At 33.0% G+C, this 26128-nt stretch carries 27 protein-coding genes; 13 read left to right on the top strand and 14 right to left on the bottom strand.

Annotated features, from left to right (window positions below; all coding sequences use genetic code 11):
- Nucleotides 1-7 precede the first annotated feature (7 nt).
- Together AC3WQX_RS07040 and AC3WQX_RS07035 are read left to right on the top strand one after the other, a co-directional pair.
- A complete protein-coding gene (locus AC3WQX_RS07040) occupies nt 8-646 on the top strand; it encodes an HAD family hydrolase (RefSeq protein ID WP_037550110.1) in 639 nt (212 codons plus the stop codon).
- Between the two features lie 11 nt (nt 647-657).
- The gene (locus AC3WQX_RS07035; protein WP_002453841.1) at nt 658-846 is read left to right on the top strand and encodes a hypothetical protein; all 189 of its coding nucleotides are present in this window, start codon (nt 658-660) and stop codon (nt 844-846) included.
- 131 nt (nt 847-977) lie between these two features.
- On the opposite strand, the gene AC3WQX_RS07030 is transcribed toward AC3WQX_RS07035, so the two are convergent.
- Nucleotides 978-1163 (bottom strand): hypothetical protein, encoded by a 186-nt coding sequence (locus AC3WQX_RS07030; protein ID WP_002432292.1) that lies wholly within the window; start codon nt 1161-1163, stop codon nt 978-980.
- A 2-nt stretch (nt 1164-1165) separates the two neighbouring features.
- The gene (locus tag AC3WQX_RS07025) at nt 1166-1519 is read right to left on the bottom strand and encodes a hypothetical protein (RefSeq protein ID WP_023351271.1); all 354 of its coding nucleotides are present in this window, start codon (nt 1517-1519) and stop codon (nt 1166-1168) included.
- A 276-nt stretch (nt 1520-1795) separates the two neighbouring features.
- Between AC3WQX_RS07025 and AC3WQX_RS07020 the strand changes: the two genes are divergently transcribed.
- On the top strand, nt 1796-3214 hold the full coding sequence (locus AC3WQX_RS07020; RefSeq protein ID WP_002432870.1) for an amino acid permease: 1419 nt from the start codon (nt 1796-1798) through the stop codon (nt 3212-3214).
- Between the two features lie 88 nt (nt 3215-3302).
- Here the strand turns inward: AC3WQX_RS07020 and AC3WQX_RS07015 are convergent, their stop codons facing one another.
- The 5 genes from AC3WQX_RS07015 to AC3WQX_RS06995 form a co-directional block, all read right to left on the bottom strand.
- On the bottom strand, nt 3303-4175 hold the full coding sequence (locus AC3WQX_RS07015; protein WP_023351272.1) for a MurR/RpiR family transcriptional regulator: 873 nt from the start codon (nt 4173-4175) through the stop codon (nt 3303-3305).
- Nucleotides 4156-5619, bottom strand: coding sequence for a PTS transporter subunit EIIC (locus tag AC3WQX_RS07010; protein ID WP_193626860.1), 1464 nt, complete (start codon nt 5617-5619; stop codon nt 4156-4158). Before AC3WQX_RS07010 ends, AC3WQX_RS07015 begins: the two co-directional genes overlap by 20 nt.
- 12 nt (nt 5620-5631) lie before the next feature.
- Nucleotides 5632-6519: an N-acetylmuramic acid 6-phosphate etherase gene (gene murQ / locus AC3WQX_RS07005; protein ID WP_049428320.1), complete on the bottom strand. Its 888-nt coding sequence runs from the start codon at nt 6517-6519 to the stop codon at nt 5632-5634.
- Nucleotides 6491-7567 (bottom strand): MupG family TIM beta-alpha barrel fold protein, encoded by a 1077-nt coding sequence (locus AC3WQX_RS07000; RefSeq protein ID WP_049428318.1) that lies wholly within the window; start codon nt 7565-7567, stop codon nt 6491-6493. Before AC3WQX_RS07000 ends, murQ begins: the two co-directional genes overlap by 29 nt.
- Nucleotides 7568-7758: 191 nt before the next feature.
- Complete coding sequence (locus AC3WQX_RS06995; RefSeq protein ID WP_002453833.1) at nt 7759-8097, bottom strand: hypothetical protein; 339 nt, start codon at nt 8095-8097, stop codon at nt 7759-7761.
- A gap of 51 nt (nt 8098-8148) precedes the next feature.
- On the opposite strand from AC3WQX_RS06995, the gene AC3WQX_RS06990 reads away from it, so the two are divergent.
- Nucleotides 8149-8895, top strand: coding sequence for a CPBP family intramembrane glutamic endopeptidase (locus tag AC3WQX_RS06990; protein ID WP_193626861.1), 747 nt, complete (start codon nt 8149-8151; stop codon nt 8893-8895).
- Between the two features lie 23 nt (nt 8896-8918).
- Here the strand turns inward: AC3WQX_RS06990 and AC3WQX_RS06985 are convergent, their stop codons facing one another.
- On the bottom strand, nt 8919-9617 hold the full coding sequence (locus AC3WQX_RS06985; RefSeq protein WP_002432593.1) for a helix-turn-helix transcriptional regulator: 699 nt from the start codon (nt 9615-9617) through the stop codon (nt 8919-8921).
- Between the two features lie 465 nt (nt 9618-10082).
- Here AC3WQX_RS06985 and AC3WQX_RS06980 point away from each other — a divergent pair, with 465 nt between their 5' ends.
- From AC3WQX_RS06980 to AC3WQX_RS06950, 7 genes are all read left to right on the top strand, one after another.
- The gene (locus tag AC3WQX_RS06980) at nt 10083-10871 is read left to right on the top strand and encodes an inositol monophosphatase family protein (protein WP_049428315.1); all 789 of its coding nucleotides are present in this window, start codon (nt 10083-10085) and stop codon (nt 10869-10871) included.
- 236 nt (nt 10872-11107) lie between these two features.
- Nucleotides 11108-12058 carry an LCP family glycopolymer transferase gene (locus tag AC3WQX_RS06975; protein ID WP_002432962.1) on the top strand — a complete coding sequence of 317 codons (951 nt, stop codon included), beginning with the start codon at nt 11108-11110 and terminating at the stop codon, nt 12056-12058.
- A 290-nt stretch (nt 12059-12348) separates the two neighbouring features.
- Entirely contained in the window at nt 12349-15303 is a 2955-nt protein-coding gene (gene fdhF / locus AC3WQX_RS06970) for a formate dehydrogenase subunit alpha (RefSeq protein WP_311002586.1), read from the top strand.
- Complete coding sequence (locus AC3WQX_RS06965; protein WP_002432356.1) at nt 15303-15770, top strand: helical membrane plugin domain-containing protein; 468 nt, start codon at nt 15303-15305, stop codon at nt 15768-15770. The genes fdhF and AC3WQX_RS06965 overlap by 1 nt, the downstream gene beginning before the upstream one ends.
- A 168-nt stretch (nt 15771-15938) precedes the next feature.
- Nucleotides 15939-16160 (top strand): hypothetical protein, encoded by a 222-nt coding sequence (locus AC3WQX_RS06960; protein ID WP_002443867.1) that lies wholly within the window; start codon nt 15939-15941, stop codon nt 16158-16160.
- Between the two features lie 21 nt (nt 16161-16181).
- Complete coding sequence (locus AC3WQX_RS06955; RefSeq protein WP_002432770.1) at nt 16182-16955, top strand: N-acetylglucosaminidase; 774 nt, start codon at nt 16182-16184, stop codon at nt 16953-16955.
- A 143-nt stretch (nt 16956-17098) separates the two neighbouring features.
- Nucleotides 17099-18223, top strand: coding sequence for an FAD-dependent monooxygenase (locus AC3WQX_RS06950; RefSeq protein ID WP_492739980.1), 1125 nt, complete (start codon nt 17099-17101; stop codon nt 18221-18223).
- Nucleotides 18224-18284: 61 nt separating this feature from the next.
- Here AC3WQX_RS06950 and AC3WQX_RS06945 read toward each other — a convergent pair whose 3' ends face one another.
- The 5 genes from AC3WQX_RS06945 to AC3WQX_RS06925 all read right to left on the bottom strand — a co-directional run bounded on the left by AC3WQX_RS06945 (nt 18285) and on the right by AC3WQX_RS06925 (nt 21769).
- Nucleotides 18285-19244 (bottom strand): 2-hydroxyacid dehydrogenase family protein, encoded by a 960-nt coding sequence (locus tag AC3WQX_RS06945; protein ID WP_193626863.1) that lies wholly within the window; start codon nt 19242-19244, stop codon nt 18285-18287.
- Between the two features lie 138 nt (nt 19245-19382).
- Nucleotides 19383-19697: a DMT family transporter gene (locus AC3WQX_RS06940; protein ID WP_002432642.1), complete on the bottom strand. Its 315-nt coding sequence runs from the start codon at nt 19695-19697 to the stop codon at nt 19383-19385.
- Nucleotides 19633-20016, bottom strand: coding sequence for a DMT family transporter (locus AC3WQX_RS06935; protein ID WP_492739979.1), 384 nt, complete (start codon nt 20014-20016; stop codon nt 19633-19635). Before AC3WQX_RS06935 ends, AC3WQX_RS06940 begins: the two co-directional genes overlap by 65 nt.
- A gap of 190 nt (nt 20017-20206) precedes the next feature.
- Nucleotides 20207-20881: a CHAP domain-containing protein gene (locus tag AC3WQX_RS06930; protein ID WP_049428305.1), complete on the bottom strand. Its 675-nt coding sequence runs from the start codon at nt 20879-20881 to the stop codon at nt 20207-20209.
- A gap of 327 nt (nt 20882-21208) precedes the next feature.
- A complete protein-coding gene (locus AC3WQX_RS06925) occupies nt 21209-21769 on the bottom strand; it encodes a DUF4870 domain-containing protein (protein ID WP_049428303.1) in 561 nt (186 codons plus the stop codon).
- Nucleotides 21770-22120: 351 nt separating this feature from the next.
- Here AC3WQX_RS06925 and AC3WQX_RS06920 point away from each other — a divergent pair, with 351 nt between their 5' ends.
- Complete coding sequence (locus AC3WQX_RS06920) at nt 22121-23191, top strand: NAD/NADP octopine/nopaline dehydrogenase family protein (RefSeq protein WP_070597519.1); 1071 nt, start codon at nt 22121-22123, stop codon at nt 23189-23191.
- A gap of 65 nt (nt 23192-23256) precedes the next feature.
- Nucleotides 23257-24654 (top strand): Na+/H+ antiporter NhaC, encoded by a 1398-nt coding sequence (gene nhaC / locus AC3WQX_RS06915; RefSeq protein WP_037550066.1) that lies wholly within the window; start codon nt 23257-23259, stop codon nt 24652-24654.
- Between the two features lie 390 nt (nt 24655-25044).
- Here the strand turns inward: nhaC and AC3WQX_RS06910 are convergent, their stop codons facing one another.
- Nucleotides 25045-25755, bottom strand: coding sequence for a CHAP domain-containing protein (locus AC3WQX_RS06910; RefSeq protein WP_492739977.1), 711 nt, complete (start codon nt 25753-25755; stop codon nt 25045-25047).
- Between the last annotated feature and the right edge of the window lie 373 nt (nt 25756-26128).

Here is a 26128-nt window from a genome sequence, read left to right as displayed (position 1 = left end):
AAAATGAATGTACAGAGCAGTTATCTTTGATTTCGATGGAACAATTATCGATACAGAACGTCATTTATTTGAGACAATAAATAAACATCTCAAATTTCATAAAGCTGAACCTATTTCAGTAGATTTTTATAGAGAATCTATCGGAGGGACAGCTACAGATTTACATCAGCATCTCGAGCAGGCCATAGGCGCAGATAATAAAGAAAAAATATATCAAGAACATCATCAAACTAGTGGTAATTTGCCAATTATCAGTACAATCAAAGAGTTAATGGATTATCTTAAAAAGCGTCATATACCTATGGCAATTGCAACTAGTAGTTATCGAGAAGATATATATCCAACATTTAAAAAGTTGGGTTTAGATAACTATATTGATGTCATTATTGGTAGAGAAGACGTTGATAACGTTAAACCAGATCCAGAACCTTATTTAATGGCTGTTCAAAACCTTAATTATAATCCAACAAATTGTTTAGCAATTGAGGATTCGTTGAATGGTGCTACAGCTGCTATGATGGCAGGATTAGATGTTGTCGTTAACACGAATTTGATGACAGCAGAACAAAATTTTTCAACTATTAATTACGTCGGAAAAGATATGTCGATTGAAGATATTGTGACATCTTTATTTGAGAAGAAATAGGAGGTATAAGCGTGGGTTACATTATACTTTTCTTTATAGCTGGTCCAATTATTTTAGCAATAGGGAATCTGGTTCTTGGTCCTATTTTTAATAAACGTACACCATTTCATGTTCAAGTTAGATCATTCATAATTGGATCTATTGTTTATCTTTTACTTGCAACCATAGGATATTTTCTTTTATTGCAAGGAAAGCTTTAAAAGAATTATAAATTTTTTAGCAAATGATAATTTAACACTGTAATGAAATCTTTTCTTAGTGGAATCTTAAATTAAAAAAGTCTATAAATGAATTTAGTTATCAAAATTCATTTATAGACTTTTATTTTGTATTAACTATTCATTTTTAAAATTAATGTTATAGCGATGAGTACGATTAAAATTAAATCTATACCTACCATAATTGTGTATCGTGTAGGTTTCTGACCTTGGTTTTTAGCTAATTTCATTGCTTGATAATTTGGTATCAAACTAATTACTAATAGTATGATAATGACTACACCTATAATTATTGTCATGATTACTTACCTCCATGATTTCCTCTTGTTATAAGCTCCCATATAACGCCTGTTATAATTCCAATAACTAAACCACTAATGATTCCTATTTGAGGTGTGAAGAACAAAGCTCCAACTAATATACAAATTATAAGTGCTATTGGAATGGTTGTGCCATAAATCATTTTTCGTTCTGGAGAACTTAGAATGGTAAAGGCAACTAAATAAAGAATGAAGAAGGCTACCGTAGCAAGAAGTGTTCGACCTACGACAGACATGATATCAGGTTGTTTCATAGTAAAATAATTAAGTAGGAAAAATATAATCATAAATATTAATGTAACTTTAATTGAACGATTAATGAGTGCCTTATTCATATCCGAACTCCTTAAACTATTTAGAAAAAGTATATCATACTCCATAATTCAATTAGAAAGAAAGCATATTATGTAATAAAAATGCAAATAGCTTTAATTTTCAGAAAAATATTCAAAATAGGTGTTTTCAAAAATCAAAAAGCTTGCTATGATACATGTGTAAGCGATTTCATTAAATTGTAAAAATTTTGTTTCAATTTCGTCAATTTGTAGTATAATTACGGAAATAAGATTATCATTAAAATAATAATCTAGATTTAGAGATGGGGTAAAGTTATGGAAAACAATGAATTACAAAGGGGACTAAGTGCACGTCAGATGCAAATGATTGCACTTGGGGGAACAATTGGTGTCGGTCTGTTTATGGGGGCAACAAGTACAATCAAATGGACTGGCCCATCAGTTATTTTTGCATACTTAATCGCTGGTATATTTTTATTCCTAATTATGAGAGCAATGGGGGAAATGATTTATCTTAATCCTACAACTGGATCATTCGCAACATTTGCAAGTGATTACATACACCCAGCAGCGGGTTATATGACGGCTTGGAGTAATATATTCCAATGGGTTGTAGTAGGGATGAGTGAAGTTATCGCAGTTGGTGAATATATGAACTATTGGTTCCCAAATTTACCTAACTGGATACCTGGTATCGTAGCAGTGGCATTATTAATGGGAGCAAACCTTGTTTCAGTTAAAGCCTTTGGGGAATTTGAATTTTGGTTTGCATTAATCAAAGTTATTACAATTATTTTAATGATTATCGCAGGTTTTGGCTTAATCTTATTCGGAATTGGTAATGGTGGTCATGCAATAGGGATTTCAAATCTATGGTCTCATGGTGGATTTATGCCACATGGAATCGTTGGTTTCTTCTTCGCACTGTCAATAGTTATTGGATCTTATCAAGGGGTTGAACTCATTGGTATTTCTGCTGGAGAAACTAAAGATCCTCAAAAGAATATTGTTAAAGCAGTGAATGGAGTTATTTGGAGAATATTAATCTTCTATCTTGGTGCAATTTTTGTAATCGTTTCTGTTTATCCTTGGGACAAATTAGGTGACATAGGAAGTCCTTTCGTTGCGACATTTGCTAAAGTAGGGATTACTTTCGCAGCTGGTTTAATAAACTTTGTTGTATTAACAGCTGCTATGTCAGGTTGTAACTCAGGTATATTTAGTGCTAGCCGTATGATTTATACATTATCTAAGCAAGGACAAATGCCTAAGATTTTCTCGAAAGTATTAAAAAATGGTGTTCCGTTCTACACAGTACTTGCAGTATCAATCGGTATCTTAATCGGTGCATTACTAAACGTCATTCTCCCTTTATTTATTAAAGGTGCAGCAAGTATTTTCGTTTATGTTTATAGTGCATCTATATTACCAGGAATGATTCCTTGGTTTATGATTTTATTCAGTCATTTACGCTTTAGAAAGTTACATCCTGAAGAAGTTAAAAATCATCCGTTCAAAATGCCAGGAGGCGCATTTGCTAACTATCTTACAATAGCATTCCTAATTTTAGTCTTAATCGGTATGCTATTTAATAAAGAAACAGTTGTTTCTGTAGTTATTGGTATTGTGTTCCTAGCAGTTGTGACACTTTATTATTTCGTTCGTTATAATAAAAAGGATCAACAAGCTAAAAAAGCAGCATTAACTCAGAAAAACCAAAAAGGCTTAGAATAATAGCTATATAGTTAAACAAAAAAGCGATTCGTTCATACACTCTAATATAAAGAAATTTAGAGTATGACAAATCGCTTTTTTTATTTATTTAATGTTTAAATTCAATATTTGATAAATGTTTACGGTAATTATCCAAAGCCATTTTAGATTGTGTTATAAAATCTAAGGATGATTGATAATTTAGAGCAATGTAACGATAATAAAGTACATCTATTGTAAACATTTGTGCAAACAATGAAGTCGTTGCACCCATGCGCATTTCATTTTCATCAGTTTGGCCGTAAGACAAGACGATATCTGACCGATTGGCTACTGGATTATCTTTCGTACTAGTAATAGTAACAACTGGTATATGATAGTCTGAAACAACTTTGGCTATTGAACGCATTTCACTTTGCATACCATTGTTTGTAATAAATACGACGCAGTCTTTAGCATTATGTGTCGCTAACATGGTCGTGAAGATATGTGTTTCTTGTACCAATTGTATATTTAAACCAATGCGAGATAATTTTTGATATAAATCTGTAGCCACTACAAATGAAGCACCATAACCATAGATGAAAATGGTTTCTGCACATTTAAATAAATCGCAAATTCGGTCTATCGTCTTATCGTCAATTTTTTCATTGGCGTTGTTAAGCGCACCTTTAGCACGAGAGTGCATTTTCTTTTTGAGAGAATCTGTATTTTCATTGTCTACAAGTTCAACATTGTATACAGATGCTTCTTTAGGCAGAAATTTAGATAAACCAATTTTAAGTTCGTGAAAGCCACCTTCAGTTATTTTCTTACTAAACCTTATTATAGAGGAGGGGCTGGTATCTAAAACTTCTGCTATATCTTGAGAATTCATATTAACTACCTTATGAGGTGAGTTGAGTATGAATTGAGCTATCTTTTTTTCATTTTTAGTTAGGTAGGGGTACTGGTTGTCAATTTCATTTAAAATGTTTGGCAATTTCATCACCCATTTGATCAGAATTTCTCATTTCTTTAGTCGTGCCAAAGAAATAAGTGAAAATGAAACCTCCAGCGTAAGCAGCAAGTAAACCTGCAATATAACCGAGGTACATATGATTATCTATTAACGGTAGAAGAGAAATACCACTAGGCCCTACAGCTGTAGCACCGATATGACCAATACCACCAACAACAGCGCCACCAATACCGCCGCCAATACAAGCTGTAAAGAATGGTCGACCTAATGGTAATGTGACTCCGTAAATTAAAGGTTCTCCAATACCTAAGAAACCAACAGGTAGAGCACCTTTTAAAGTATTACGTAATTTAGTATTTTTACGACATCTAACCCATAAAGCTAATGCGGCACCGACTTGTCCAGCACCAGACATAGCTGCAATAGGTAACAGATAAGTAGAACCCGTTTTATTAATTAATTCGATATGAATTGGTGTGAAAATATGATGCAATCCTAGCATGACTAGTGGTAAGAAGAAAGCACCAATGATGAAACCACTAAATATGCCTCCTACACCAATAATCCAGTTAATGACATGCACCAATCCATCAGATATAAAGCCAGCAACTGGCATTATAATAAACAATGTTAATAAACCAATAATTAATAATGAAATAGTTGGAGTTACAATAATATCGATAGCATTTGGGACTATTTTATGTAATCTTTTTTCAATTAAACTAAGCAACCATACTGCAAATATAACGCCAATAATTCCACCTTGACCCGCGACGAGGTGTTCACCAGTAAAGATATTTTTAATTGGGTTTTCATCAGTTATACCAGTAAGTAAGGTTGCACCACCAATTACACCACCTAATCCAGGCGTAGCGCCGAACACCTTCGCTGCATTGATTCCAGTGAAGATAGCTAAGTAGGCGAGCATCCCATCTTTAATGACACTCAGCACTGAAACAACTTGTTTAAGCCAATCTCCAGATAGAGTTCCAGCTGTTAATAAGTTATTCAATATCGCTGCAATACCACCTATTAACCCGGCACCTATAAATGCTGGGATTAAAGGTATGAAAATATTAGCAATGGACTTTAAAACTTTATTCCATTTACTTTGTTTGCGATGACTTTGAAAATTCTGTTTATTTTGTCGTGCTTGTTCTTCAGCTTGCGCTTTATAGCTTGTATTTTCAGTATGAGAAGTATCATCATCTAAAGGTGCGCCACTTGTTTCAGACATATAATTTGCAACTTTGTTAACAATGCCTGGTCCAACTACAACTTGGAGGCGTTCATCTTCAACAACACCTAAAACACCATCAATACTTTTCAATTCATTGTAATTAACTTTATCGTAATCATGAATTTTAATTCGAACACGAGTCATACAATGAATAATATTATCAATATTATGATTACCACCAACGGCGTTAGTGATATCTTTAGCAAGACGTTCTTCTTTGTTCATGGAAACTCCCCCTTAAACGTTGATGGCTTGCTTGATCACTCCATTACTTTTATATAAACGCGTCTCTGCATCTTCTTTAGTTGTATTACATAAATACATGACAACTGCTGTTTTAATATGATTTCCCGCTTCTTCATACAATGTTTGTGCAGCTTGTTCATCTAAATCACATATATCTTGAATAATGGTGATTGAACGATTGACCAATTTTTTATTCGTAGGTCGTAAATCCACCATTAAGTTATCATATACTTTTCCGACCCCAATCATTGTCATTGTAGAAATCATATTTAATATGAGTTTTTGAGCAGTGCCAGATTTTAAACGAGTAGATCCTGTTAAAACTTCTGGTCCCACATTAACTTCTAAAATATGCTCTGCACAAGCACTTATTTCACTATTTGTATTACACGAAAGAGCAACAGTATCAGCATGAATATCGTTTGCATAAGTGAGGGCGCCTTTGACGTAAGGTGTGCGACCACTTGCAGATATTCCAATAACAATATCATTATCATTTAGCTGAATATCTTTTAAGTCTTGTGCGCCTTGCTCGCTATCATCCTCAGCCCCTTCTACTGCGACGGTCATCGCTTTTTGACCACCAGCAATAATACCAACGACCTCTTCAGGACGTGTATTAAAAGTTGGTACACATTCAGCAGCATCTAAAACGCCAAGACGTCCACTTGTACCAGCGCCTATATAGATTATTCTTCCTCCACGATTAAAACGTTGGATAGCACTAGTTATAACCTGTGATAACTGAGGAATCACTTGTTCAATGGCTTTTGGTACTTTTTGATCCTCACGATTTATTGTTAGTAGTGCATCTTGAATAGTCATTTCATCTAAATGCATCGTTTGAGTGTTACGAGTTTCTGTTGTTAAACGATTCATTGTCATTCTCCTTCGTATATGTAAATTTAAAAGTATCTCCAGGCTGAATCAGTGTTAATAATTGAAGATCTTCATCGCTCACTGTTGCAATATGGTTAATATGAGAATGTCCTTTGAGTGGTGTTTTAACGACTTGAATTTCACCTTCATATCGCCCATTTAGTTGGTTATCTACAGTGATATCCCCAATGTCTCTTTCAGTTATTCCTATAGGATCTATAGGAGTATCATTGTTAACACGTGAATATTGAGAACGTATGATATGCTCTGGTGCGTCAATGCGCGATGTATGTGTTCTTAAGACTCTCTCAGAAAATGATGGATCCAAGTCTTTAAGCTTGAGCGTAAAATGTCGACGATGCATCATATCAGACAATTGTTGAGCAATTAATAAATTGATTGCTGTGTCACCGATAATAACATGAGAGATATCTAGGGATTGTAATTCATGCGTAGCAACTAAAGGATGTGATGAACGATGTGACTCAACTGTTGGTAACCCTTTATGTAAAGGGCCTCTTAGCTCTGTTCCTGGTATAAAGGCATATATTTTTGCATGTTTATCGTAAGTTTTAATAAGTTGATTTTTATATTCAATGAAAGAATATGAAAGACCTGTATCAGGTCGTGGATAATAATTGTGACAGTATAATAGTTGAGACTGATAATCTTGTTTATAAATGCGCTTCAACATATCTTCTGTGATATTACTCGCATTAAGACAGCATTGGAAACCATGACTTTGAACTTCATGGATGAGTTCAACATCCAATTGATCATCAATACGTATAGAAAATGCCCCATGTGGCAATTGATTTAAATAACTGTAAAGCGTTGGATTAAGTAAAGAAGGATTAACATCAATGATATAAGTGATATTATATGATGAAAGAAGCTGACATAATTCCCCAAAATATGACAACTGATGTTGCTTGTTTTCTTCAGGGATTTGTAAAGATGTAAAGATCACATCATAACCCATAGAAGCCATGTTAAGAATATACTCTTTATCTAAAGCATTTCCTAAATAAACTGAGAAGCCAAGCACATCTAACACTCCTTTTAAATACTTAATCAGTACGATTATAACGCTATTATTAAACGTTTACAATTTGAGGTATTTTTAGAATAATATAATATTAAAATTTAAAGCACATGATGTTTTAAGTTACATGAAATTTAAATAAGTGCAATGTATCGAAACGTTGATAAATGAAATTAAAGATAAATTTATAATAATTAGGAAGTCGAAGGTTTGATTTTTAAAAGTTGTTCATGTAATAAAAGTTGTTTGATATGAATATAAAAAAGCATGTCTCCTTGTTTGATTGGTATAAGAGGGTGTTCTGATAAATGAAGAATGACATAATAGTAAGATGTTAATTCTGGTGTGGTACTTAATATTGATTTATGCGATTCTATCCAAATTTTTTCAACTTCTACTTCTTGATTAAATACGTTCAAAGTTTCTTCAAATTTGTTATGATGATTGAGTACATAATATTTAGCATTTTCAGTCAGAGAGAGCAATTTTATAATTCGTTGTTCAATGTGTCGTGTGATTTCTAAATAATTCATAATTCCTCCAATAAATTTTAAAAATGATTGAGTAATAGAAAGGAAACGTCTATGAGGCAGAAAGAAGTTAAGAAAAAATATAAATTTAGTGATATTGCGTGGAGAGATTTAAGTCTAATTGCAGTAGTATTGGTGGGACTTTTTCTATTTAGCGTTGCAGGTATGGCGCTAGGTGCGCTTTTTCTAAAACATATGTCACAGTTACAATTAGCGATGATTAGTACATTAGCGCAGTTAATGGCTTATGTTGTTGTGATATTTGTATTTTACTTTTTACACATCCATACATTTGGAGAGAGGTTTAAAAAAGGTTTACAATACTTGAAACGACGATGGTTCATTATTATTATCGCTTTTTTATTAGCGTATGGTTTGTCTAGTTTATATGAATGGTTAATGCAGTTTTTACCTAAGCATCTACAATATTCTGATACGCAAAATGAGATGGCTTTAGATAAATTGTTCAAATTACATGCATTTATACCTTTCGCGTTTTTATTAATCGTGATTGTAGGACCTATCGTCGAAGAATTAGTGTTTAGACACATACTAATAGGAGAGTTAGGAAAGAAGTTTAATTTTATTGTAATGGGGATCATATCAGCTGTATTATTTACTTACATACATGTAACTGATGCGAAATCACCGTTTGAATTCGGAGCATACTTTATTTTAGCCATTGCTTTAGTCTCAGTGTATTTAGTTTCAAAGAGAAATTTAGCAGCATCGATTAGCTTGCATATGTTAAATAATCTAGTGTCATTTATCTATACTCTATGGTCAATATTTTATAATTAGTTTAAAAACCCAGCTGATTCACATTAACTGTTTATGTCAGCTGGGTTTAAAAATTGCTGATAGTTATCTATTGAGATATCTTGAGTTTTAATAGTTTTTTCGAATGAGTAAGAAATATCGTGTATGTCCATGATTGATAATTCACGTGTATGACCACGACCTATATCAAAGATCACTGCATGCCACTGACCATCTTTACACAATAAACCTATAAAAATAACATTTTCAGCGTGCGCTTTTCCTTCTTCAATATAATCAACAAGCATGACATTTCGTTCTGTACAGTATATTAATATATCCGAAAATAGTTGTGGTAATGAGTAATTATTACTATCTTCAAATTTAATATAATAATCCATCTTTTTTAATAGCTTACGTAATCGTGTTTGAGGTAAACCTAAACATTGTTTAATAATGGCTTGAATTTCTGTTTGATAAGGGAGAGTAGAATAAGACTGACTTTCATTTAGTGTAAGAAACAACGCTGACAGTTGATTTTCTGTTAAAGATAAAGAAATTTTTGATTGAGCATCTTTAATTTGATAACCACCGAGTTTACCGTGTTGTGCGTACACTTTTACACCTTGTTCTTCTAAATCATCAATATCCCTTAAAATAGTACGTTTCGAAACTTTAAATAGTTTTGCAAGTTGTGAAGCGGTCATTTTATCTGAATTTTGTATAGACTGAATGATTTGATTTTGGCGTTCTAATTTATTCAATGAAAGTCACCTCCATAAACATTACATATTACATTTATTATAACATATAAGCGACAATGATGACATTTTCTTATTTTTGGTCGGTACAAAAGTGTAAAATTTCTTATTTTTCTTTTAGAAAACGCTTACAATATAAAAATCATTATGTTACTATAATATTTGTAACAGGGGAGCGATTAGACAAAGGGGTAGAGCTATATAACAGATAGCTGTGTAATCGTTCGAGTTACATCAAAACATCTTCAATATTTATTACTTACTTTCCTTTCTATTTGTCGGCTAGCTCGTGACTAGCCGATTTTTTCTTTTTTAAAAACTTATTAATTATTATTCCAAAATCTTGATGACTTCGTATAAAATAAATATAAGTAAATAGAGAGATTTCGATAATTAAAGTTTACTTATAATATATAACTGATTTATTAATTCTACATAAATTTATTTTATTTGGTGGTGAAACATAGGATGACAGAAAGTTTAAAGCAGATTGATCGTTTAATTTGTGATTGGTTAAAAATTGTTGATGATATTTTACCGCGTCTTATTCAAGAGATGCATACAGATACTAAAAAGGATCGTTTTGATTTAGTTACTAACGTAGACAAACAGATTCAAGACCATTTTCAAACATTCTTGTCAAATCAATTACCTGGGCATCTACTATTAGCTGAAGAAAAAAATAATGATGATATTGATCCTTATCATGGACATGTTTGGATTATGGATCCTATTGATGGTACGGCTAACCTTGTAAAGCAACAAGAAGATTATTGTATTATACTAGGATACTTTGTGGATGGAGAGCCAAAACTATCTTATATCTACGATTATCCTCATAATAAATTATATAAAGCAATAGCAGGTGAGGGAGCATATGAGAATGATTTACCGATGTTAAAGCCTGCAACACTAACCATTGAAGATGCAATATTGTCGTTTAACCCACATGTTTTAAATGATAGAACGATAAACGCACTTTTCCAAACTTCATTTAGTTATCGAATTATTGGTTCATGTGGTTTAGATTCAATTAGAGTCATTAAAGGTCAATTCGGCGCTCACATGAATACGAATCCTAAACCTTGGGATATAGCCGCTCAGTTTCTTTTTGCGCAAGAACTTAATTTGAAAATGACTAGCTTAGATGGTGGCAAAGTTGATTTTGGTAAGGGTGGCCCTTTTATAATTAGTAACCCTGGTTGTCATCAAGATGTACTGGATATTTTGAATAGCGGTAAGGGCTATCAAAAATAAGTACAATTATATTAATATAATTGTATAAGTGAATTGTTAATGTCGGAGCCTTAGAAAGAGTTTCTTTTTAAGGCTTTATTGTTGTCCTCAATTATAATTATGTGAGTTAAAATTCATTTTTAAGTTATTCGAAATGTATAAATGAATAGGTCTACAGATGTATAGTAAATAATTTATTTTATAATATAATTATCTATGGAATATGAATATGAAATAAATGTAAAGGAGTGGTAGGAGTGAAACGTTCAGATAAAAGAAAAATGAGCCTGCCAACTAAAATTTTACTTTGGATAGTAGGAGTATTATTTTTACTCGCTGTTATTGCAGTAATATACATCTGTGCCAAGATATTTATTACAGGGGATAAGATACATAATCCTCTAAATAGAAGCCATTCAGAGTTACGCTCAGGAAAGGTTAATTTAAAAGAAGGCGACCCTTTTACAATTGCATTATTTGGTGTGGATTCAGATGCGGAGCGAAAACATCAAGGTGGTGGAGAGCGTAGCGATACCATTATGATTTTATCAATTAATCCTAAAGAGAAAAAAACAGAACTCGTTAGTATTCCTCGTGATACTCAAGCTCAAATTGTAGGACGAGGTACGACAGAAAAAATTGCTCATGCCTATGCTTACGGAGGACCCAATATGGCGGTAAATTCTTTAGAGAAATTAATGAATGTACCAATTGACCACTATGCAACAATTGATATGGATGGATTACACGATATGATTGATACCTTAGGTGGTGTGGATGTGGTAAGTAATGACACCTTCACAATTAGTGGTTTACATTTTGTAAAAGGGCAAAAAACACATGTTGATGGGGATGCTGCAATGAGATTTATACGTAGCCGCAAGGAAGAAGGTGCTGGTGGGGACTTTGGTAGACAAGAACGCCAACAACTTGTACTTGAAGCTATGGCTAATAAAATGACAAGTCCAACATCAATAACACATTTTAATTCATTAATGAGCGAAATACAGCAAAATGTTAAAACTGATTTATCATTAAGTGATCTGAATCTTGTCAGAAAAAATTATAAAGATGCTAACGATAACGTAAACCGTCATCAACTTGACGGAGAAGGTGGTATTCAAAGTGATGGTTTATATTACTTTGTCCCAAGTGATGCTTCTAAAAATAGCAACACGCAACTACTAAGAGATAATTTAGATTTATAAACTGTATATGAGCACTGTGAGAACCATTCTCACAGTGTTTTTGTGTTTATAATGTATTTTTACAAGGTATATAAGTATTAAATGTAATAAGTAAAAGGATCATTAATTGATAATGATTTTCAAATAAGTAATTTATGAATATAAATTATTTATAAATTCTTAACTTTTTGCAAGTAAAGTAATACAATTTAGATAATTCTATCTTGAAATATATGTGGGGTATTTTTCAGATAGATCTAGCTAACATGAAAAGTCTATTACGGTAAAATTAATATAAATGGGGTGAGCCTATGCAAGAACATTTGGTAGTCACACTTGATGGCACAGATTATCTTGTCGAACCAGGCACAAATTTACTTGAGTTTATTCGATCTCGAGATACTTTCGTTCCAGCGATTTGCTACAATGAATCGATGGGGCCAATTCAAACATGCGATACATGTATGGTTGAAATTGATGGAGAAATTGCGCGTGCATGTGGCACAACAATAGACCGTCCAATGAATGTAAAAACAGATAACAACGATGTTAAATCAAGTCAAAAAGAAGCATTAGATCGTATTTTAGAAAAACATATGCTTTATTGTACGGTATGTGACTATAATAATGGAGACTGTGAAATCCATAATACTATGGATGAGTGGGGCATCCAGCATCAAACATATGAATATAAAGAAAAACCTTATGAGAAAGATTATGGTCCATTCTATCGTTACGACCCAGACCAATGTATATTATGTGGTCGTTGTGTTGAAGCCTGCCAAGACATAGAAGTAAATGAAACAATAAGCATTGATTGGGATCGTGAACATCCACGTGTCATCTGGGATAATGATGTACCAATTAATGAATCTTCATGTGTATCATGTGGTCAATGTGCAACAGTATGTCCATGTAATGCCATGATGGAAGTGAATATGGAAGGCAACGTTGGTTACATGACTGATACTGAGCCAGGGTCACTTGTAGCAATGATCGACTTAATCAAAAAATCTGAACCAGGATATGGTCCATTATTGGCACTTTCTGACTCAGAATCTGAAATGCGTAAAGAACGTATAAATAAAACTAAAACAGTATGTACATATTGTGGTGTTGGTTGTTCATTTGAAGTTTGGACAAAAGATAGAGAAATTTTAAAAGTTCAACCATCTCATGATTCTCCTGCTAATAAAATTGCATCATGTGTTAAGGGTAAATTCTCATGGGGGCACATCAACTCTGATCAACGTATTACTAAGCCATTAGTAAGGAAAGATGGTGCTTTCCATGAAGTAGAATGGGAAGAAGCACTGCAAGTGATGGCAGATAACTTTAACAATATTAAAGATCAACACGGTGCAGATAGCTTGTCATTTATTTCATCTTCTAAAGCGACGAATGAAGAGTCATGTTTAATGCAAAAATTTGCTCGACAAGTGATAGGAACAAATAACGTAGATAATTGTTCACGTTATTGCCAAGCACCAGCTACGAAAGGTTTGACTCGTACAGTAGGAATCGGCGGCGACGCTGGTGGTATTGATGATTTAGAAAAGGCAGCTATGACAGTGTTGATTGGTACAAATACTGCTGAAGCACATCCTGTCATTGCTTCAAGAATGAAACGTGCTCAAAAATTATTCGGTCAAAAATCCCATGTCTTTGATATTAGAAAACATGAAATGGCTGAACGTGCAGATGAATTTTATCAACCCAAACCAGGTACTGATTTAGTATGGTTAGGCGCGGTGACAAAGTATATTATCGATAATGATTTACATGATAAGGCATTCTTAGACGAATGGGTCGATTATTTTGATGAATATTATAAATCATTAGAACCATTCACAATGGAGTTCGCTGAAGAAACAACAGGTATTCCAAAAGAACGATTAATTAAGTTCGCTCATGAAGTTGCGAAAGCTGAATCAGTTGCAATCTGCTGGGCGATGGGTATCACGCAACAAGACATCGGTAGTGATTCAAGTACAGCTGTTTCTAATTTATTACTTGTAACTGGTAATTATAGAAAGCCTGGCGCTGGAGCATATCCTCTTCGTGGTCATAATAATGTACAAGGTTGTAGTGATATGGGTAGTATGCCTGATCAATTCCCTGGTTACCAGCTTGTTACTGATGATGAAATTAGAGCTAAATTCGAAAGAGAATATGGCGTAGAATTAAGTGCAACTCCTGGTCGCGATAATCATCAAATGATAGAAGGTATCCATAATGGAGACGTTCATTCACTTTATTTATATGGTGAAGACACAGGTATCGTAGATTCTAATATTAATTTTGTTCAAGCAGCTTTTGAGAAATTAGACTTCATGGTTGTACAAGATGAATTCTTAACATTCACTGCTACTTATGCTGATGTGGTATTACCTGCAAGTCCTTCTCTAGAAAAAGATGGTACATTTACCAACACGGAACGTCGTGTGCAACGTTTATATAAAGCGTTAGATTCACTGGGGGATTCTAAACCAGACTGGGAAATATTCCAACTTATTGCTAATAAATTAGGCGCAGATTGGGATTATAGTCACCCTGGAGAAGTGATGGATGAAATCGCTCGACTTACTCCGTCATATGCAGGTGTAAGCTACGACCGTTTAGAAGGTTTTAATAGTCTTCAATGGCCTGTAGATAAAGATGGGAAAGATTCTCCAATTCTTTATTTAGATGGATTTAACTTTGAAAATAAAAAGGCAAAGCTTTATCCATTAACATTTGATAATTTCTTCAAAGAAGATGAAGTTTATGATATTCATGTTAATAATGGTCGTTTACTTGAACATTTCCATGAAGGTAACATGACTTATCAAACTGAAATGATTAGATATAAAGTACCACATCCATTTGTTGAGATTTCACCAGAACTAGCACAAGATCGTGATATACATGAAGGTGCTGAAATCAAATTGATTTCAGAAACTGGTGAAGCAACGTTGGTAGCTCATATTACAGATAGAGTTAAAGGTAAAGAAATCTATATTCCACTTAATAATGATGCTTTAGAAAATGGAGATATGGGAGCAATTAACTTACTCACAAATAGTGATGTAGATAAATACACTGATACACCGTCATACAAGCGAACAAATGCACGCATGGAGGTTATATCTAAACGTGGTAAGTCACCATTAAATCCAACTAACTTCCGTGTTGATAAACATCGTCATCCTCAATATAGTGTTCAAGTACAGAAAAAATGGAATCGTTCTGATTACGTATTCCCAGGGAAGCAGAGTGATAAATAATGGCTGAAAGAATTACTGAAATTAAACGTCTAAAAAAGTCACCTGAGCAAATAAAGAATGAAAATTTAAACGAAGTCCTTGATGCTATTGCTGAGAATAAAGATAGCATTCTTAAAGCAATCCGTTTAATTCATACTTTAGATGAAGCGAAAATTTTAGATGCACTCAATGGTGGATTTAAAGCACGACAAGTAATTATCAATAAGTTTGCAGTGGAGTTAAATAAGGATATTTACACAGGATTATTATCTAATATGGCACAAATGGTCTTTTTACTTGGTGACTTAAATGTGAAAGATTTAAGTGAAATGCTTAATCGTCTTAACAAAGGTCTTCATGTTGCAAACCAAGCAAGTCCTAATGCACGTACATCTATTAGAAACTTAATGGGTATCCTTAAAGATGACGACATGAATCGTAGTTTAACTTACATGCTTAATTTACTTAAGGGCATGTCACGAGAATAAAATCATATCAATGATTATGTGAGCATAGGGGCGAAGAAGCATTCTATAATGACTTCCGAGCCTCTATTTTAATATCGCATATCTATAAATTTTCATGTATGATGAAATGTATATTGAAAAGTTTAAATAAAGGAGTGAAGTCGTATCAATCCTAATATTTTGAAAGCCATGGCAATCACTTCCAATGTCTTATTAGTTATTGGTATTGTATTTCTAATTATGCTAAAACTTATGCTTGCAATAGCATTCTTCGCAGTATCTTTAGCTATTAGTCTAGTCATATTTAATGTCATGTTTAGAGATCGCACAGGTATGAAGATTGCAATCAATGTATCATTCTTTATTGTTGTCATTGCAATTGTTATCGCATATTTCGTTTTATCAAAATAAAGCTTTGGGAGTTAGATAACAATGAAGAATACTAGATTTCGTATAACGACAATCTTAATAATAGCTATTTTAGTAATATTTGGAATTCTATTCCTCATTTTTGATACTAATCTTTTCAAAAATGATATCAAATATACTTTCAATGAAGCTGTAGAAAGACAGATAGGTGAAGGTACGCTAAATACTAAAGAGAGAGATGGAAAGTTTGTCAATGCGAAAGAAAAAGATGTTGAACAAGCCATGAGTATTAGCCATGGAGACAATCCGTTGAAATATATGGATATTTCTGAAAAAGTGCCTATGTCTGAATCAGAAGTCAATCATATTTTAAAAGGTAAAGGTATTCTTGAAGATCAAGGCCATACCTTTATAAAAGCTCAAGATAAATATGAAGTTAATATTATTTACTTAATAAGTCATGCATTAGTAGAAACTGGGAACGGGAAATCAGAACTTGCTAAAGGCGTTAAGGATGGAAGTCATAGATACTACAACTTTTATGGAATTGGCGCTTTCGATGAAAATGCTGTCCATACTGGTAAAAGCTATGCTAAACAACAATCCTGGACTACACCTAGTAAAGCAATTATGGGTGGCGCATCTTTCGTACGTAATCATTATTTTGAAAATAATCAACTTAATTTATATCAAATGCGTTGGAATCCACAGAATCCTGGGCAACACCAATATGCGAGTGATATTAAGTGGGTAGACAATATTGCTGATATGATGAAAAAATATTATGACAACTTTGGTATTAAAAAAGAAAATATACGAAAAAAATACTATAGATAGCAATGAGGTTAGCACATGGTCATCAATGTCGCTAACCTTATTTAGATATGTAAAATTTACCATTAAAAGTGTGACGACAAACTTTTAAACAACTAAACATATGATAAAATATTAACGAATGATAAATTTGAGGTGTAAAAACAATGAAAGTTGCAATTGTAGGCGCAGGAATTGGTGGTTTGACTGTCGCTGCATTATTAGAAGAGCAAGGTCATGAAGTGAAAATTTTCGAGAAGATTAATTCAATTAGTGAAGTAAGTGCAGGGATAGGAATAGGGGATAATGTACTAAAAAAATTGGGTAATCATGATCTTCAAAAGGGCATTAAAAACGCTGGTCAAAATCTAACAGCTATGAATGTATATGATGAACGTGGGCGCGAATTAGTGTCCGCTAAATTAAAAAATAATACTTTAAATGTAACGCTAGCGCGACAAACTTTAATAGATATTATTCAATCATATGTTAAGTCTTCTTCAATATATACTAATCATTTAGTGACTGGTTTAGAACAAACAAATTCTAAAGTAACAGTTCACTTTTCAACACAAGAAAGTGAAGCATTTGATTTGTGTATCGGAGCAGATGGCATTCACTCAAATGTAAGGGAAGCTGTTGGTGCCTCTACCAAGTTGATTTATCAGGGCTATACTTGCTTTAGAGGGATTGTTGATGATGTCAATCTTAAAAATGAACATGTAGCTAATGAATATTGGGGTGCAAAGGGAAGAGTTGGTGTTGTTCCATTATTAAATAACCAAGCTTATTGGTTCATTACGGTTCCAGCTAAAGAAAGGGATCCTAAATATCAAACATTTGGTAAACCGCATTTACAAGCATATTTTAATCATTTTCCAAATGAAGTACGACAAATACTTGATAAGCAAAGTGAGACGGGCATATTATTAAATGACATTTATGATATGAAACCTTTAAGAACCTTTGTATATGGAAGAACAATTTTATTAGGAGATGCTGCCCATGCTACTTCACCAAATATGGGGCAAGGTGCTGGACAAGCGATGGAAGATGCAATCGTTTTAGTCAATTGCTTGGAAGCTTATGATATCGATAAAGCACTTGAACGATATGATAAATTACGTGTTAAGCACACTGCCAAGGTAATTAAGCGATCAAGAAAAATTGGAAAGGTTGCACAGAAACGTAATAAATTAATTGTGAACATACGCAATTCAATTATGAAAATGATGCCTAACGCTTATGCATCATCACAAGCAACATTTTTATATAAATCAAAAGAAAAATAATTAAAGGTGAGCGGACGACATTAAATGTTCCGCTCACCTTTTGTACGTTTAGAGTGATAAATTATTTACGATTTACGACGAATTGTGGTTCTTCACCATTTAATTTTTTAATTGCATCATTTGTAACGATTTTAGCCATCATATCTCTAGCTTCATATGTCGCATTACCGATATGTGGTGTAAGAACAATATTTTTAAACGATTTGAGCTCATCTGTTATCTCAGGTTCGAACTCATATACATCTAGGGCAGCGCCTTCGATTTCTTTATTTTCAAGCGCTTGTACAAGTGCTTGTTCATTGACGATAGGTCCTCGACCAGCGTTAACTAGATATGCTGTGGATTTCATCTGTTTAAATTGTTCACTATCAATTAAATGATGAAGGTCAGGATTATAAGCCGCATTAATAGTAATGAAGTCTGCATTCTCTAATAAAGTATCTAAATCTACATATTTAGCACCGATTTCTCTTTCTTTTTCTTCTTTACGGTGTGGGCCTGAATATAATACATCCATATCAAATGCACGTGCACGTTTGGCAACAGCACCACCAATTTCTCCTAAACCAATAATTCCAATTGTCTTGCCTGAAACTTCTCTTCCACGGAAAAATAGAGGCGCCCAGCCGTCAAAGCCTTTAGTTCTTGATAATTCATCACCTTCGACAATTCGACGGGCAACGCTAAGTATCAAGCCAATTGTTAAATCAGCAGTTGCATTTGTGGATGCTTTAGGTGTGTTAGTCACATCGATATCTTTTTCCCTTGCATAATCGACATCAACATTATTGAAACCAGCGCCATAGTTAGTAATAATTTTAAGATTTTTACCGCTATCTATTACGTCTTTATCCACATTAGTAGAGAGTAAACTTACTAAAGCAGTGGCATCTTTAACGCCTTCTTTTAAAGTTTCTTTATCAATAATTCCCTCGCCATCGTACATCTCAACTTCAAAATGTTCTTTCAATAAGTTTAATCCTACTTCAGGAATTGCGCCTGCGATATATACTTTTTCCATAATTATCACTCCTTCTTTATTAATAGTATAGTAAAAGAAGAAAGCGCAAACAATAGAAAGCGTTCAACCACATTAAGATTAAAATAGCTTGGCTAATGGCAGTATATAAGATTCTTATGAACTATTTCACTATATAAATTAGCCAATCAAACGTAATCCGACTACAGCTACAAGTATCATTAAAATGCAAATAATTCGACTAAAGTGTTTCGATTCTTTATAAAATAACATGCCGATAATGGTACCGCCTGCGGTTCCTATACCTGTCCAAATAGCATAAGCTGTGCCCATAGGTATTTCATGCATGGCAAGTTTTAAAGTGCTAAAGCTTAAAATAAAGGCGAGGCCAAGTAATATGATGAATAATTTATTTTGTGTACGTGATAATTCATTCAGTAGTACCACACCGAGTATTTCTAAGCTTCCGGCTATTAAAAGAAAAATCCACGCCATCGTTATTGACCTCCTTCTTCATTTTCATTAGTAGTATAATACCTGCAATAAGAATTATGATTAATATAAGCTTGGTAGGTGTAAAGGGTTGATTGAAGAAAATCATATCTACAAGTACCGTACCTACAGCACCTATACCTACAAAAAAAGTATAAACGGTACCTACTGGTAAATGCTTAGATGCATCAATGACAAGATAGAAACTGAGGGCAATAAAAAAGAGGGTAACAACCCAACTTAATAAAGAATGCGCATTATCTAATCCTGTAACCCAGATGATTTCTACAAATCCAGCTATAATTACCTTTAGCCATTGCATTATCAATTGCCTCCAATTTAAAGTGATATCACTATTTTCTCAAATAAGTGATAGTGTAGCAATATTTAAAAATTGACGTAATAGTTAAGTATTAATTTAGTATATTGAATTAAAAACCCGTCAAGTTACTTAGATATAAATCGCAACTTTGACGGGAGTTAGAGCTATAAGATAGTTGTAAATATAGTGTTTAGTCGAGGTGAATGTAATTGTAAGAACTTGCTTCACTAGATGAGATTGTACGTGTATCTACAACGTATGGTCCACCATTATAATTCATTTCTGATACAGTAACTGAACCATCACTACCAACACTCTCTACATAAGCAACATGTCCATATGCACCTGCAGATGATTGAAGAATTGAGCCTTTTTCTGGAGTATGATTAACAGTATAACCAGCTGATTGAGCTGATGTTGCCCAGTTATTTGCGTTACCCCAAGTTGAACCTATCTTACCTCCAACTTTATCATAAACATACCAAGTACATTGACCAGCTGTATATAAGTTTCCTGAAGAAGACGTTATCTTAGTTGAAGTAGTAGATGAGCTGCTTGAATTAGAGCTTGATGAGGAGTTTAAGTCAGATGATGTTGTAATTGTATTTTTAAAAGTGTGTGTATGTGTATTTTGATTTAAGCTATGCTGATCCTTGTAGTAGTTAAATGGACGTTGTGGGTGATAGTTAAAATGCTTCAAGTGATTATTATGTTCTTGAAAACCATTGTTCATGGGATGGTGAGAATGTTGATTCCACTGTTGATTACCATGACTATTTTCTGCAGCATGTGCGTTTGTCGTAGTTCCAAATAAAGATGCACCAATACCTGCTGTTAATGTCGTAATTGTAACTAATTTTTTCATAATTAAAAGTCCTCCCAAAAATAAAACAATAATATGATATATCTTAAAGGTGTAGCGACCAATGAGTAAGAATATATCATTTTATGTTATTTATTCGTCATCTTTGACGACACAACAACTCTAACAAAATATTTTATGTTTGTGATTGATGTTACGCTTTCGTAAACCAATTAAAAAAACCTTGACCATCGTTGTAATAAACGTTAGTCAAGGTTACAGTGTGTTACAAAACTTCAATGAAGCACTGTTCTTAAAATTAAATAGGTTTTGTTGTTTAAAAACTTAAGCTTTTGTTACAGGTTATTGTAATAAAATAAGACCTAACTTTTATTTTATGATAGGGAGGCTGAATGGTATTTTATAGGTTTTGCCTGAAAAATACTTAACGCACCCAATAATAGTACATACTATACTAATAATTGATAAAACAAGTAAGGCAAGAGTGAGAATTAACATACAAATTAATGCAAAAATTTGAATACCTGTATTATTATCACTCAAGGTTGATATGAAAAGAAAGCCATAGACTAAAATCACTGCAACTACAGAATATATAAAATAAGAAATGTAGTAATTTAGATATGTCTTTCCAGCTGTATCTATAAGTTTAGAATCTTTTCGTTTTACTAACCATATTACAAGTGGACCAATAAAACTTGTAAATAAACCTAATAGATAAATTAACATTGACATTAATCGCTCGTCTTGCTCTTCATCTTTTGCGATTTGATTGTTTTCTTGTGAAGTATACTGATTGCTTCTATTATATTGTTGGTAATCACTATTTTGATTAGATTGGTTTCGTTCACTATTTAAGTTTTGAGATGACATTTGACCTTCTGAAGTTGTTTCTGAATGATCAAAACGATGATTTTCACTATTATTCATAATGAATAGCCTCCGAATTTATTATTTATATACATAATACACTTATTACTATATCAAAATAGAATATATTATTAAATGATAAATTTAAATTTTCAACTTCAAATATTGAATAAGTTTAAAAAATGGTTTATTCGGTTATATAGTATTGTTATTATACAGAAGAAGTCATGTTTTTGAGTAAGTGAATGGCTTTGACTCATACTTATTAAACACGTTATTTATAGTTATCGCGGGGCGGGCCGCAGAATTCTTCCTATACGATTGATGAATTCAGACCCACTCCTTTTTTATTGGATTATTTAAATTAACAAACATGAACGCAACTATTTTAATGAAGAAAGAAGGAAAATTATGAAAATAGCTATTGTAGGTTCAGGTAATGGTGCAGTAACTGCGGCTGTCGATATGGTAGACAAAGGTCATGACGTAAGATTGTATTGTCGTAACGAGTCAATTGAAAAATTTAATGCTGCTTTCGAAAAAGGCGGTTTTGATTTTAATAATGAAGGACAAGAAAAATTTATACCTTTCACAAATATTAGTGATGATATTGAATATGTTCTAGAAGATGCAGATATCGTTCAAGTCATTATTCCATCATCCTTTATTGAATATTATGCTAAAGTCATGTCTCACTTTGTGACAGATAATCATCTTATCTTTTTCAACATAGCTGCTTCTATGGGGTCTATTCGTTTTATGAACGTTTTAGAGGATCGTCACATTGATGTACACCCTAATTTTGCTGAAGCCAACACGCTTACTTATGGTACACGTGTTGATTTTGAAAATGCGCGAGTAGATTTATCACTTAATGTACGTAGAGTATTTTTCTCAACATTTGATAGAAGTGAATTAAATGATAGTTACGAAAAAGTATCACAAATTTATGAATATCTAGTTAAAGAGGAAAGTCTGTTAAAGACAAATCTAGAGAATGGTAACCCAGAAGTACACCCGGGTCCTACTTTACTAAACGTAGGTCGAATAGATTATGCTGAGAATTTCTCATTATATAAAGAAGGGATAACTAAACATACAGTTCGATTATTACATGCGATTGAACTTGAACGATTGAATTTAGGGAGAAAATTAGGGTTTGAGTTATCTACAGCAAAAGAATCTCGTATTCAAAGAGGTTATTTAGAACGACAAGATGAAGATGAACCTTTAAATCGTCTATTTAATACGAGTCCAGTATTTTCTAAAATACCGGGACCTAACCATGTAGAAAATAGATATTTAACTGAAGATATCGCTTATGGATTAGTCTTATGGTCTAGTTTAGGGAGAGTTATAGATGTACCAACACCTAATATTGATGCGGTTATAGTTATCGCATCAACAATTCTCGAACGAGACTTCTTTGAAGAAGGGTTGACAATAGAAGAATTAGGATTAGAAAAATTAGATTTAGAATAAAAATTTAATCACAAGTTTACGAAAAGAGGTTTTGCATCAAAAAACTGCTGAAGGGAGCAATTAATATGACGCATAAGTACAGGAAACCCACATTTTTGGAGTCCTTATCTACGATTATATTTATGGTAATAGTGGTAGTAATAGGATTTATCTTCTTTAATATACCTATTCAGATATTATTATTAATATCATCAGCTTATGCTGCATTTATTGCATATCGAGTTGGGTTAAGATGGGAAGAATTAGAAGAAGGTATAACTAAGAGGCTTACTACAGCTATGCCTGCTATTTTTATCATTTTAGCCGTAGGGATTATAGTTGGCAGTTGGATGTTTTCTGGAACAGTGCCAGCATTGATTTATTATGGCTTAAAGTTCTTAAATCCGAGTTATTTTTTAGTTTCTGCATTTATCATCAGTGCAATTACTTCGGTCGCTACAGGTACAGCTTGGGGGTCAGCATCCACAGCAGGTATAGCATTGATTTCAATTTCAAATCAGTTAGGCGTAGCGCCTGGTATGGCTGCAGGTGCAATTATTGCAGGTGCAGTGTTTGGCGATAAAATGTCGCCTTTATCAGATACAACTAATTTAGCCGCATTAGTTACTAAAGTGAATATCTTTGCTCATATCAAATCAATGATGTGGACAACAATTCCTGCATCCATCATTGGCATGATTGTGTGGTTCTTTGCGGGATTGCATTCAAAAGGTCATACGAATCCTAAACAAATACAGACATTACTCCATGAGTTAGATAAAGTTTATAACATTAATTTAATTGTATGGATTCCTTTAGTTGTAATTGCGGTTTGTTTATTTTTAAGAGTCTCTACAGTACCATCCATGCTCATTTCTAGTTTAAGTGCTTTAATTGTTGGGACATTTAATAATCATTTCAATATAGTTGATGGTTTGAAAGCAATGTTTGAAGGTTTTAATCATAGTATGGTAAATCAATCACACTTATCTAAGAATGTGACCACTTTAATAGAACAAGGTGGTATGATGAGCATGACAGAAATTATTGTTACTATTTTTTGTGGCTATGCCTTTGCAGGTATTGTAGAAAAAGCAGGATGCTTAGATGTCATGTTAAATACTGTATCTAAAGGTGTAAAATCAGTTGGAACTCTTATACTTATTACAGTGGTTTGTAGTTTGATGCTTGTTTTTGCAGCAGGTGTTGCTTCTATTGTAATTATCATGGTTGGTGTGTTAATGAAAGAAATGTTTGAAAAGATGAATTTATCAAGATCGGTATTATCTCGAACACTTGAAGATTCAAGCACTATGATTTTACCACTTATTCCATGGGGAACTTCAGGTATATATTATTCACACCAATTAAATGTGTCAGTAGGAGATTTCTTTATTTGGACAGTACCTTGTTACTTGTGTGCACTAATAGCAATTACTTACGGTTTTACAGGTATAGGTATAAAGAAATTAAATAAAAGTTAAGTTTAATATTTTTACAGAGTGGAATATACTAAATATGTTGAAACAATATACATAGATATAACTTGTAGCGATTATATCTAGTGTTGGTTTTAGCATATTAATATCCTTCTATATAGTGATTGTATTTATTTTGTAGCGGAATAAATACTTGACTGTATGTAACGAATTCTTTTATACATCTTAATTATCAATTTTAAAATGATATAGAAAGACTAAACAAGAACATTTGAATTTGTTTTAGAAAAAACTATTTTTAGCCTATTACTTTCTAAGTAATAGGCCTTTTTTATGTTTAATTATTTTTAAATTGATAGGGCATTCAATGAATAAAAAAAGCATTCATACCTAAAATGGAATGAATGCTTGACGTTATTAAATATAATTGCATTATTAGTGAATATAATTATAAGAAGCAGCTTGACTAGCTGAGATAGTACGTGATGTTACAACACCTACACCGTGGCCATAGTTCATTTCTGAAAAAGTAATTGAACCATTGCTGTTGACACTCTCAACATAGGCAACGTGACCAAATGCACCTTGTGAAGTTTGTAAAATCGCACCTTGTGAAGGTGAGTTATTTACTGTATATCCTGCTGAAGCGGCAGCGTTTGCCCAGTTATTAGCGTTACCCCAAGTAGAGCCGATTTTTCCACCAACTTTATCATATACATAGTATGTACATTGACCTGAAGTATATAAGTTACCACCTGCTGAAGATGCGTTTGATAATGACACACCATTTGAAGATGGAGCAGAAGTTGTTGTTACATGTACGTTACGACTTGTTGAAGAATAGTTAGCACCTAAGCCACCAGTTTGGTTATTAGAATTACTATAATTACTGCTATTGTAATTATTATTTGAGTAGTTACTGTAACTATAATTGTTATGAGAATTTAAACGATTTGGGCTCCAGTTACCTTTCCAAGTGTAGTGGTAATCTCCTTGTTGATCGATAGTGTATGAGTAACTATATGAAGTTGGATCATTTGGATTATAACCACCATTATTTTGTTCTGCTGCGTGAGCATCGTTGTGTGCAAAAGCGAAAGTAGCGATTCCCGCAGTTGCGATTGTAGCTGTAGCGATTTTTTTCATTGTTAAATATCCTCCTGAGAATTAAATTATCTTTTTTATTTAATAGTCATGTGACCAATGAGTTACTAATTTCTTTCGTTCTTTTTTAACGACAAGCAATACTTTATCAGAAAAAAGTATGCTTGTGTGGCTTGTTAACGTTTTGTAATTTTTTGCTAATATTGTTACACGGTTTGTTATAATCCAACATTTTAGTCGAATCTGTTGGAAAACGATTATGACGGCATTTTATTTTTGTTTGAATTAAAAAACATATTTTGTTGTTACAACACTGTAAATTTACAGAAAATTCTTAAAGCAAATGTATTTAAATATTTATTGAATTATATATTGAATAAACTAGATGATGTTTGCCTGTTCAATAAATCGTTTG

This window comes from Staphylococcus sp. FW104-15G4D, assembly GCF_058790135.1.
This window is presented reverse-complemented; position numbering and strand designations above follow the sequence as displayed.